Below are 12,312 nucleotides of genomic sequence, written 5' to 3' on the forward strand. Positions count from 1 at the left end.
TTAAATAAAATTTATGGATACACCACACAAAGCCGGTTTTGTGAATATTTTGGGTAAGCCCAACGTGGGCAAATCTACGCTGATGAACGCCTTAGTGGGTGAGCGGCTCTCTATCATTACTTCCAAAGCACAAACCACACGCCACCGCATTATGGGCATTGTGAATGGTGACGATTTTCAGATTGTATATTCAGATACGCCGGGTATTTTGTTGCCGAAATATAAATTGCAGGAAGCGATGATGACCTTTGTGCATACGAGTTTGCAAGATGCTGATGTGTTTTTGGTGCTTACCGAAGCCAACGACAAAGATTTTGCGCCGGTGTGGGAAAAAGTGCAGCATTTGTCTGTACCTAAAATTTTGCTCATTAATAAAATAGATTTATTGCCTCCGGCGAATATTGCCAACGTGGTTGCGGAGTGGAACGAAAAATACAAACCCACCGTATGTCTGCCGATTTCGGCATTGAAACGCATCAATTTAGAGCCAGCCTTTGCCGCTATATTGCAACATTTGCCGCCGCACCCGCCTTATTTTCCGAAAGATGCCCTCACCGACCGCCCCGAGCGGTTTTTTGTGGCGGAAATTGTCCGCGAAAAAATATTTTTGAACTACCAGCAGGAAATTCCCTACGCCACCGAAGTAGTCATAGAAAGTTTTAAAGAAAGCCCCGACATTGTGCGCATCAAGGCACTGCTGCTCGTGGAGCGCAACACACAAAAATCTATTTTGATTGGCAAAGGCGGAGCGATGCTCAAAAAGGTGGGCAGCGAAGCACGCGCCGATATCGAGACTTTTTTGGAGCAAAAAGTGTTTTTGGAGTTGTTTGTAAAGGTGGAAGAAAAATGGCGCGACAGCGAGCGGTGGCTGCGCAATTTGGGTTATAAGGGTTGATCTACCCATTTTATTTCACTATCAATCTACAATTTTTAATATAAGTATCGCTTACAATTTGCACTATATAATTTCCTTTGGCTAAATTATTTTTTACATTTATATTATTTTTCACATCCTGACGTAACACTATTTTTCCTTCCATATTATACACCGTTATATAGTTGGCAATTTTATTAGGGTCATAAATTTGAATGTCATTATTTTCTGTAATGTAATTTGGAAAGACACCCAATACGTTTTCTATATTAGTAATATTAACGGTTGTAGGAACAGATGCATTCAAATTAATATTATCTACAAAAATAGTATTAACGTAAGTGGTAATCTACCAAATTTGATAGATATTAGAACACGGGGGACACAGATTTAGATAGATTAACACATATTTTTCAGGTCTTTTGGTGTTTTCATCTGCTATAATCAACCTAATCTGTGTCGTCTATATGCCTTATTTAAGCAGGTTACCATTGGGGTTATTTATTTGTTATAGTAGGAGGCTAACCTTTTTAGGTTAGCCTCTTTTTTTATGGGTAGTGAATGACTATAATTTAATCATATTTTTTAGACACTAATGTCTATTTTTTTATTGAATTGCAGGGTGAAAAAATAATACACATTTAAAAAAAATGGTAGTCCTAAAAAAGTAATGGTGTAAAGTAAAAAGCCACAATAGTTGTAATTTTAGATTCACAAACTCTAAAATTACTCAAATGGAAAAGACCATTCTCTGTTTCTATTGTGGCTCGTCAAAGGTAATCAAATTTGGTAAAACTTACTACAAGAAAAGCCGCTGTAAGTGTAAAAAATGTGCGCGTCAATTTGTTTTGGTAATGGTTTTTAATTAACTGTTGGTGATTTGGCAATATTGTATCTGATGATAAAAAGCCTGATAACAATGTCATTGAAAAAATCGCTTTTAGAAAAAGACAATGTTTTTCGCGTGAGCCTACCCAAAGTCTGCCGAATGGTGTTGTTCCAACGCTCCATATGATTGGTTTGTCCAGTATCTTTACCTACGAGTTGATGTTGTCCTGTTTGTTCAAAAATAAAGTTGTAAGCAGCCCAAAAATCACTAAAACTTTGCTGGAAACGAAAACGCTCAGGTATGTTTTCCCAAAGTTTTTTACAACTTTCTAAACTATGGTCTCCAATGAAGTATGCAATGATTTTGCGAGTTTTACGGCTAATTACTGTCCATAACCACCTTTTTTGTGTTTTTTTTTTACAAAATGTTGTAATTCATCGTACTCCAAAATATCTCCTGTGGTGGGTACATCGTGCAGCGTTTCCTCTATGGTACGCTGCTCCTGTCCCGCTGCCATCAGCCAAGCTCTCAGCGTATTACGAGATATATGAAAAACACGAGCAATGCCTCGCATACTCGGACGCTCTAAATAGGCTGACATAATCTCTTGTTTTCGCCATTCGCTACATTTTTCCTCTAATTCTAACGTACCGTATTTATTACAAGCTTTGCAATGAAATTTCTGCTTTTTTGTTGTTTTGCAGTGTCCGTTTTTTCTTATATTTGGGCTGCCGCAATCACGGCAAGTTTTTATCTCTATTATCATATACTGTTTTTATTGCGCTAAGATAATTAATCAGTTGTTATAAAACCATTACCTTTGTTTTGAATCGGACTTATTGGGGTCTAAACAAAGAGCAAAAGTCTCTCATTGAAAAACTTTTTTTAGAACGTATTTCTTTATTGGGTATTTGCCGAGTTTTGGATATTGAAGAACATCAACTTTATACTTATTTAGATGAAGTATATGCAGCTGTTCCGAATGATTTATACGCTGCAATACCTATAAATTCCTCTGAAATTAGCCTAAAATGCCTTGAGGTAGAGGCAGATGAGGCTTGGAGTTTTGTGGTTCAAAAAGCAAATAAAGTATGGATTTGGGTCGCTATGCACAGAGAAAGCAGACAAATTATAGGGCTTCATATTGGAGACCGAAGTGCTGATTCTGCTCTAAAACTTTGGGAAAGTATCCCCGAAAAATTTAGAACCAAAGCCATCGTTTACACCGACCATTGGGAAGCCTATAAGAAAATAATCCCTACCCATCAGCATCGTTCATCGAAGCAAAAAAAAGCAACGAACCATATAGAAAGATTCTTTTGCACAATTCGACAACGAGTTGCGAGATTAGTCAGAAAAACGCTCTCTTTTTCCAAAAAAAGAGAAAGACTTCTGGGGGCTATTAGATATTTTATCGCTTGCTATAATTTAACATTACAAATTTAGGACTACCCAGAAATGCTTATGGCATATAATTTGATAGTTAATAGTCGATACTTTATCGGTTATTTATAATAAACTTGGTTTAAAACAGTCGTATTAAAACCATTATTCCTAAAAATATTCATCTAATTTCTATAATAATATAATTAAACGTATGAAACAATTTAAACAAAAACGTAGTGTATCTTGCGCTTTTCATAGTAGGGTACTTTTATTTTTTGTATTTTTATGTATGTTCGGTTTCGTAAGGAACTCAAATGCGCAGTCTTGTCCTCAATGTTGTATAGGTTCATCAACAGGAACCTTAGTTTATTATGGTTTCAATAATGGACAAGCAATAGACGAAGGTGGAGTTGATCCAGAAACAACAGCATCTTGTGTATCTGTGACATCAATATATGAAAATACGGGTAGTGCATCTAATGCTTACGCACCAGATGAGGCAGTTTGCAGTGGAGACGGATCTATTTGTGTGGGTAAATGGGATGGCACAATGGATAATTATGTATATTTTGATGTGACATTTTCGGCAAACACTTGTGGTAGTTTGGGTTCTTTTAGCTTTTGTCATTCTGCACCTACCCGAACAATGGCGGCAGGTAGCAGCAATTTTGTAGATAATAATTATCCAACTCAGTGGCAGGCCTCAGTATGGGAAAGTGGGACAATGATAGCTTCGGTGACAGGTTCAGCCCATAACCCTGTTTGGAACGAAACTGATATACCTTCATTATCTTGGAGTACAGAGACAGCAAATTTTTCTAGTATCATTACAGACGGATCCTCTCCTCATACTTACCAAATTAGGTTGAGTTTTACAGATTTAGTAGAAAATGGAGCAAGTGTTTCTGTTGTGGAATTAGATGAATTTACCCTGACAGGCTGCTGTGGAAGCCCTGATTTATCTTGTGGAACTCAGCCTTGCACCCTCACAGTAGACAGTGCTCTACCGACTGCTTGCAGCAATAATTTGTATAATGTAGATGTTACTGTATCATATACCAACCCACCAAGCGGCGACATTACCATCAATGTCGGCGGCACCGATTACACCTTCACACCCGACGGCACCAGCCCCGACACTTACACCGTAACCGGTTTGACCAGCGACGGCACACAAGATATAGATGTATCAGCTACGTTTGTAGGCGATGCCACTTGTACCGATGCTTTGGTAGATGCTTATGACGCACCAGCGAGTTGCTCACAGAGTCTGTGTCCAATTCCGGCACTATGGGCTATAAACGAAGATGACGGACATTTGTTTATCGTATCGGATTGGACAAGTACAGCAGGGGTAAACAGTACCGCGTATGATTGGGGTTTAATCCAATGGTCAGATGATAATTGTGTCACAAAAACGAACATCAATATATCAGGTGGGTCTGAGTTAGAGTCAGCAGCGTGGGATAGGATAACCAATGAATATTATTTTACTTCTAATAAAGACCTTGGAAGTTATAATGCGCCAGTTTTACTTAAAATTGACGTTGATGATTTGGTGGCTGGACAGCAGCCTTGTGCATTAGTTGTAGGTAGTATATCTTCTAGTGGACAGGAAGATATCGAAAGCCTTGCCATGGACCCAATTACGAACGAGTTATATGGGGGTAGTAAAGATAATGGACGACTTTATAAAATCGATAAAACCAATGCCGCCATCATTTCAGGTTATCCTATGCAGATGACCAAACCGTCTCCGTTAAGTGGTAATCTAAATGACTCTGAATCTATGACATTTGACAATAGTGGTAATCTTTATGTGTCAGAGACTGACGATGAAGATGTTTATATCATCAACAAAACAACAGGAGCGGGTATAAGCGTATTTGATGGTAATACAGCAGGTTTGGGACTTGATGGCATTACTTGGGACTTCGTAAATAATCGCCTGATTGGATTTGAGGATAAAAGTTTATCTACTAATGAGTCCTTGATTTATGAAATTACAAGTGGGAATGGCAGCAATATCGTGCTTTCAGATACTTATGACGCCGGATTAGTAGATATTGAAGGACTAGAATTGATGTGCCCTGTGGCGATTGGATGCGATATCACCGTAGATAGTGCCATCCCCACCACTTGCAACCCCGCCACCAATACCTACAACCTCGCCGTAACGGTTACTTACAGCAACCCACCCACAGGCAACATTACCATCAACGTCGGTGGCACCGATTACACCTTCACACCCGACGGCACCAGCCCCGACACTTACACCGTAACCGGTTTGACCAGCGACGGCACACAAGATATAGATGTATCAGCTACGTTTGTAGGCGATGCCGCTTGTACCGATGCTTTGGTAGATGCTTACGATGCACCTTGTGCTTGTAATGTAAATTGCGATGATAGCAACTGTACGACAACAGACAGCTACGATACAGCTACTTGTACTTGCGTGAACACACCAATACCACCACCAAGTTGCGATGATAGCAACTGTACGACAACAGACAGCTACGATACAGCTACTTGTACTTGCGTGAACACACCAATACCACCACCAAGTTGCGATGATAGCAACTGTACGACAACAGACAGCTACGATACAGCTACTTGTACTTGCGTGAACACACCGATACCACCACCAAGTTGCGATGATAGCAACTGTACGACAACAGACAGCTACGATACAGCTACTTGTACTTGCGTGAACACACCGATACCACCACCAAGTTGCGATGATAGCAACTGTACGACAACAGACAGCTACGATACAGCTACTTGTACTTGCGTGAACACACCAATACCACCACCAAGTTGCGATGATAGCAACTGTATGACAACAGACAGCTACGATACAGCTACTTGTACTTGCGTGAACACACCAATACCACCTCCAAGTTGCGATGATAGCACCTGTACGACAACAGACAGCTACGATACAGCTACTTGTACTTGCGTGAACACACCGATACCACCACCAAGTTGCGATGATAGCAACTGTACGACAACAGACAGCTACGATACAGCTACTTGTACTTGCGTGAACACACCAATACCACCTCCAAGTTGCGATGATAACGACTGTAATACAGCAGATGTTTATAATACAGCTACTTGCCAATGCGAAAACAATGCAATAACTCCCGGAGCTTGCGACGATATGGACTGCACCACAGACGACAGCTATGATACAGCTGCTTGTGATTGTGTGCACACACCTATCACCCCACCAAGTTGCGATGATAACGACTGTACAACAACAGACAGCTACGATACAGCTACTTGTGCTTGTGTACATACACCTATCACCCCACCAAGTTGCGATGATAACGACTGTAATACAGCAGATGTTTATAATACAGCTACTTGCCAATGCGAAAACAATGCAATAACTCCCGGAGCTTGCGATGATATGGACTGCACCACAGACGACAGCTACGATACAGCTACTTGTGCTTGTGTGCATACACCTATCACCCCACCAAGTTGCGATGATAACGACTGTACAACAACAGACAGCTACGATACAGCTACTTGTGCTTGTGTGCATACACCTATCACCCCACCAAGTTGCGATGATAACGACTGTAATACAGCAGATGTTTATAATACAGCTACTTGCCAATGCGAAAACAATGCAATAACTCCCGGAGCTTGCGACGATATGGACTGCACCACAGACGACAGCTATGATACAGCTACTTGTGCTTGTGTGCATACACCTATCACCCCACCAAGTTGCGATGATAACGACTGTAATACAGCAGATGTTTATAACACAGCTACTTGCCAATGCGAAAACAATGCAATAACTCCCGGAGCTTGCGATGATATGGACGCTTGTACGGCTGATAGTTATGACGCAGCCGCTTGTCAATGTGTGCACACCCCTATTTGTATTTATTCAGTAGGTAACCAAGTATGGAGCGATACCAACAACAACGGTTTGATAGACTCCGGCGAAGCGGGTATAGACGGTGTAAGCGTTTACTTGTTGGATGCAACAGGTAATCCGATAGATACCACTGTAACCTCCGGCGGCGGGCTGTATTTGTTTGATGGTTTAGCTGCAGGTGACTATATTGTATCGGTAGTAATACCTTCAGGGACAGAGAGCAGTGGAGTAAACGAAAGTGACCCGAACAGTAATGTGGACAGCAACGACAACGGCATCGCAGTAGTAGGAACTACCATTCAAAGCGGTGTAATCTCTTTGGGTGGTGGTGAGCCTACAGGAGAAAATCCTGATAATGACCCTGCCACAACAGATACCAATGAAAACTTGACAGTTGATTTCGGATTTTACTGTTTGCCTTGTACATTGACCAATTTCGGATTATCAGCGATAAAAGATGACCAAGGTACTGCCGATACAGCAGATGACCAATGGCAAATATATGCAAATCCTACAGGAACAAACTTGTCTTCTACCTACGATGTGAGCGGCGATTTGACAGCCAATGATTTGCCTTATGGCAGTGCTCAATTAGTGGGTACAGTACCTGCGAGCAACAGTTTTGTGACGTTGAGTATCACGAATACAAGTACTTGTAATGTGTGCGAAATATCAGATTATGTTTTTGAGATTACACCGGGTACTGCGGATTCTGTAGATTTGGCATTAGATAAATCGATAGACAAAACGATAGCCCAGATAGGCGAGCAAGTAACATTTACAATAACGATAACGAATGAAGGCGGCACAGATGCGAGTGGAGTAGCAGTGAGCGATGTATTGCCCGCAGGCATATCGTATGTGAGCAGTTCAGCCAGTCAGGGCAGTTATGATGGAGGCACAGGCGTATGGACAGTGGGTGATTTCTTGGCGAATGATGCACCGAAAACACTGACGATAGTAGGAACGATATTAAGCGAAGGTGTACACTACAATACGGCAGAGATCAGTGCGATGAATGAAACAGATACAGACAGCACTCCGAATAATGGTGTAGCCGGTGAAGATGATATAGATAAAGTATGCGTGAGTGTACCTATACAAATCTGTGATAACGGCAGTCAGAGTATCACCTTATTTGCAGAAGCAGGTTTAGTGAATGTAGTATGGTACAAAGACGGAGTACAAGTAGGAACGGGCAGTTCTTATATTGCTAATCAGGCAGGAAGCTATACCTACACGGCTGATAACGGAGGCTGTACAACAGGCACTTGTTGTGCCATGATTTTAGAAGCTATTCCTTGCTGTCCTGCCAATGTATGTCCCTCTGTGGGCATATTGCGAAGATAATTTTATTAACTTAATGTAATTTACTGACTTCATAAGAGGCTAACCTAAATAGGTTAGCCTCTTTTTTTATGGGTAGTGAATGACTATGATTAATATAAATAGGAAGCACGATAACTAATCATTCAAAACTAAGCACTACCGTTTCGTTTTATCGCAAAACAAAAAAAACAAATAATAAAGCTGATAAAAAAACATTTGACTACTACCCTACCAAATACGACCGATTGATTGTCAGAATATCAGTTAAAAAATCAGGTTTTAATTTCAAGTTACAACATAATGCTAATGAATATGATTTGAATAGTTACTATTTCATCTCCCGAAAATCGTTTTTTAGCCATAGATACCATAAACTTACTGATACATTGATAGCGTCTCAGTAAGTTTTTTGTATATGGCGACACATTCGGGCTTTTCACCGATTTTGCCAATGTGCTTATAAAGTTATGTTACCTTTGTGGGTTATTGTGTAATTTTTTTTAAATTCTTATTTTAATGAAGAAATATATTGTAGCCTTGTACGGCTTGTTGTGGGCTGCCCATCTACAGGCGCAAGACCTCCCCGCCGAGTATTCTTTTTCTGCCGATGGTTACCGATTGCAAAAAGGCGTGCAAAGCATCAGCGGCTTGTATGAGGAAGCTCTTATTCAAGATGTATATCTCGATTTTGCGCAGTCGAATTACTGGAGTTTGCTCACCGCTAATTACAGTTCGGAAACTTTATTGCCCGCCACCCTCACCTACAACGGCACGGTGGTATTGGACAGCGTAGGGGTGCGTTTCAGAGGCAACACCTCTTATATGGGGGGACCCGGCGGTGGCGGTACTTCACAAAAAAAATCTTTTGCCGTTGCCACCGATTTTGTGTTTCCCGACCAAACACTCTTGGGCTACAAAAATCTTAAATTCAACAATGCGCACCAAGACCCCAGTTTTATGCGCGAGGCGCTTTATGCCCGTATGGCGCGCCGCTATATGCCTATCGCCAAAGCAAATTTTATTCATTTGTATTTGAATGGTCAGGATTGGGGGCTGTATCCGAATGTGCAGGCGGTGGATAAAACTTTTTTGAAAGAATGGTACTGGAGCAATGATGGCGCGCGTTTTCGTGCTACTGTTGATGGCGGCGGACCGGGTCCCGGCGGCGGTGGCGGCGGTTGGGGCGATGGCACGGCAGGTATGAATTATTTAGGTGCCGATACTACGGCTTATCAGCAATATTATTCCCTCAAATCCAGCGATATTGACAACCCTTGGCAGTATTTGGTCGATGCCTGCTATATTTTGAGCACCGCTACAGAGGATAATAAAGATAGCGTAGCTGCTTTGATAGATATTGATAAAACTTTGTGGATGCTGGCTTGTGAAAATATTTTTACCGATGACGACAGCTATGTGATGAAGGGAAAAATGGACTATGTAGTTTATTACGAACCCGAAACCGGCAAAACAGCTCCCATAGAATATGACGGCAACTCTACTTTTGAGAGCAATGCAGCCACGAGCAGCAATTGGGGACCTTTTAAAAACGCCAACAACGTCAATTATCCTTTGCTCAACAAATTGCTCAATATTCAGGAGTGGCGGCAACGCTATCTGGCGCATTATCGCACCATTTTAAACGAAACCTTTACCACCGATAACGCCACCGCCCTCATCAACGGATTGGATACCCAAATAAAAGATTTGGTAGCTGCCGACCCCAAAAAAGCAACCACCACCACACAATACACCGCCAATGTGCCGCAGTTGATTAATTTTGTGACCAACCGCCGCAACTTTTTACTCTCCAATAGTGAAGTGGCGCAGTTGTCGCCTACTATCACCTTTGCCGAATACTACAACAGTGCCGGACAACCACACACCCCGCCCACCGCCGCCGAAAGTGTAACGGTGCGTGCCGAAGCAGGCGGTACTGTGCTGTATAAAGTGTGGTTGTATTATGCGGCTGACTTAAACGGCAGTTTTTCTAAAACAGAAATGTTTGATGACGGCTTGCACAATGACGAAGCCGCCAACGATGGCATTTTTGCCGCCGCCATTCCGCCTTTTAACGCTGCTACTTGGGTGCGCTACTACATTGAAGCCCTCTCCGACAATGCGCAACATTCTGCCACCTATTTGCCCACAGGTGCCGAACACGATGTATTTGTGTATCAGGTGGCGATGCAAGATGCCGCCAACGGCGTGGTTATCAATGAAGTGATGGCAAGCAACAGCAACACCGCAAGCGACGAAGCGGGCGAATATGACGACTGGATAGAGCTATACAACAACAACGACACCGAAATGAACCTCGGCGGCTATACCTTGAGCGATAATGCCGCTAATCCGTACAAATGGTATTTGCCCGAAAACACGATAATTCCGGCAAAGGGATATTTGATAATATGGGCAGATGAAGATAAATCGCAGGGGGCACAACACGCTTCCTTTAAGTTGTCGGCGAGTGGCGAGCAGCTTGCTTTTTATAATATTGAGGGCAACCGTGTAGATGCGGTGGACTTTGGCGCACAAGAAGACGACAAAGGTTTTGCGCGTATTCCCAATGGTAGCGGCGACTTTGTAATAAAAAGCCCTACTTTCAACGCCAACAATGAGGAGGGCGGCGAAGTATCGGCTTTGGTGCTTGCCCCTGCTGATGAGGCGGCGATGCTCGTATTTCCGAATCCGGCGCGGCAGGTGCTGTATGTAAAAACACCCACAGCGCAGCAGCCTTTGGTATTGCTGAATGCTTTGGGCAAAACCGTATGGAGCGGCACTACACAAATGCCTTATACGGCGGTGGACATCGCCGCTTTGCCGGCTGGCGTGTATTATGTACAATGCGGCGCACAGGTGCAGAAAGCGGTGTTGCGTTGATTTTACGTTTACCATACCGATACTTTTGAAGTGTCGGTATGGTAACTACACTTTACACCAACACAAATGTAAATAAAAAGCGATAAACTTTCGGCTTACACTTCTCCCTGCCTGACGCACTCCCCCGTGTTATAGGCAGTTATTATTTTATGGCATCTTCAAAAGTTGGTCTTTTTCTTTTACCCGACACTACACCATTAACCATTGATTCAATATTTTATTCACTGAATTATTTGGCATCAATTTAATCGCTTTTTCTATCATCTCTTTAGCTTCAGCGTGTCTCTCTGTGCAACAAGTAAATCCACATTGTGTGATTACCCGTTAATGCGAAGCTTTCTTTTTAGAGATTCCTCTGAATAATATAGTGCCTTATCACGGTCTTTAAGATGTATTGCTTCTAATGAAGCTTCCATTGGGTATAAATTGTTCTTCGCTGGCTTTTTTATTTAAAGTTGAACCTTATTCCAAGCGAATTTAGCGGTTCAAAAATAGCTAACCAATAATTTCTTGATGGATACAACTCTTTATCTATTTGAGTATTTTCTTTTTGAGATAAATTCACCCTTCCAAATCTATATCTGGCATCTGCGAAAATTAATATCCTACTACCTAATTCTACATTAATTGTCAAATTTGGAGCTATTCCCAAGTAATTCTTTTTTATGATTTATTTCATAAGTTGGAGGATAATCAACCCAATATATTCCTTTTTGATTGGATATCTCCTCAAAGAACTCCATTCCATAACTCAAAAACACTTTTTTGTCAGTTCTTGGTGAAATCTTTGCTCCTATCTTAAATTCCAATCCGTTTATTTGTGACGATTCAAAAGAAAATCCACCTCCTGACTCAATAGTTGAGTTTAGTTTTCTAACACCAAGATAATATTGCCATTTTTCTGTTGGATTAAAACCTATGTTAAAGCCATTAATCAAGCTAAAATCATTTGAATAGTATTCTGAATTAAACACTCCTGTTTCTTTTGAATACCGCCCAATATTTAATTCAACTGAAATTTTGTTGATTATTTGGGCTTTTAAACCCACTTGTAAGATGACAAAAAGTAATAAGAATAATATTTTTTTCATATTTTTTTGTATTATGCTT

Annotated in this window: 8 protein-coding genes; 4 read left to right on the plus strand and 4 right to left on the minus strand. The window is 41.4% G+C overall.

Going from position 1 to position 12,312, the window contains the following annotated elements; genetic code table 11:
• Window positions 1-13: 13 nt before the first annotated feature.
• The gene (gene era / locus IPL35_17105; GenBank protein ID MBK8445005.1) at window positions 14-895 is read left to right on the plus strand and encodes a GTPase Era; all 882 of its coding nucleotides are present in this window, start codon (window positions 14-16) and stop codon (window positions 893-895) included.
• Between the two features lie 10 nt (window positions 896-905).
• On the opposite strand, the gene IPL35_17110 is transcribed toward era, so the two are convergent.
• The 3 genes from IPL35_17110 to IPL35_17120 all read right to left on the minus strand — a co-directional run bounded on the left by IPL35_17110 (window position 906) and on the right by IPL35_17120 (window position 2,304).
• On the minus strand, window positions 906-1,181 hold the full coding sequence (locus IPL35_17110; GenBank protein ID MBK8445006.1) for a T9SS type A sorting domain-containing protein: 276 nt from the start codon (window positions 1,179-1,181) through the stop codon (window positions 906-908).
• Window positions 1,182-1,735: 554 nt separating this feature from the next.
• On the minus strand, window positions 1,736-2,137 hold the full coding sequence (locus IPL35_17115; GenBank protein MBK8445007.1) for an IS1 family transposase: 402 nt from the start codon (window positions 2,135-2,137) through the stop codon (window positions 1,736-1,738).
• On the minus strand, window positions 2,086-2,304 hold the full coding sequence (locus IPL35_17120) for a hypothetical protein (protein MBK8445008.1): 219 nt from the start codon (window positions 2,302-2,304) through the stop codon (window positions 2,086-2,088). The genes IPL35_17115 and IPL35_17120 overlap by 52 nt, the downstream gene beginning before the upstream one ends.
• Window positions 2,305-2,528: 224 nt before the next feature.
• Between IPL35_17120 and IPL35_17125 the strand changes: the two genes are divergently transcribed.
• The 3 genes from IPL35_17125 (at window position 2,529) to IPL35_17135 (ending at window position 11,202) form a co-directional block, all read left to right on the plus strand.
• Entirely contained in the window at window positions 2,529-3,149 is a 621-nt protein-coding gene (locus IPL35_17125; protein MBK8445009.1) for an IS1 family transposase, read from the plus strand.
• A gap of 382 nt (window positions 3,150-3,531) precedes the next feature.
• Entirely contained in the window at window positions 3,532-8,340 is a 4,809-nt protein-coding gene (locus IPL35_17130; GenBank protein MBK8445010.1) for a DUF11 domain-containing protein, read from the plus strand.
• A 495-nt stretch (window positions 8,341-8,835) separates the two neighbouring features.
• Window positions 8,836-11,202: a CotH kinase family protein gene (locus tag IPL35_17135; protein ID MBK8445011.1), complete on the plus strand. Its 2,367-nt coding sequence runs from the start codon at window positions 8,836-8,838 to the stop codon at window positions 11,200-11,202.
• A gap of 623 nt (window positions 11,203-11,825) precedes the next feature.
• Here IPL35_17135 and IPL35_17140 read toward each other — a convergent pair.
• The gene (locus tag IPL35_17140) at window positions 11,826-12,293 is read right to left on the minus strand and encodes a hypothetical protein (GenBank protein MBK8445012.1); all 468 of its coding nucleotides are present in this window, start codon (window positions 12,291-12,293) and stop codon (window positions 11,826-11,828) included.
• Between the last annotated feature and the right edge of the window lie 19 nt (window positions 12,294-12,312).

The sequence above is a fragment of the Sphingobacteriales bacterium genome (genome assembly GCA_016711285.1).
In the GTDB taxonomy this organism is placed as follows: Bacteria; Bacteroidota; Bacteroidia; order Chitinophagales; family UBA2359; genus JADJTG01.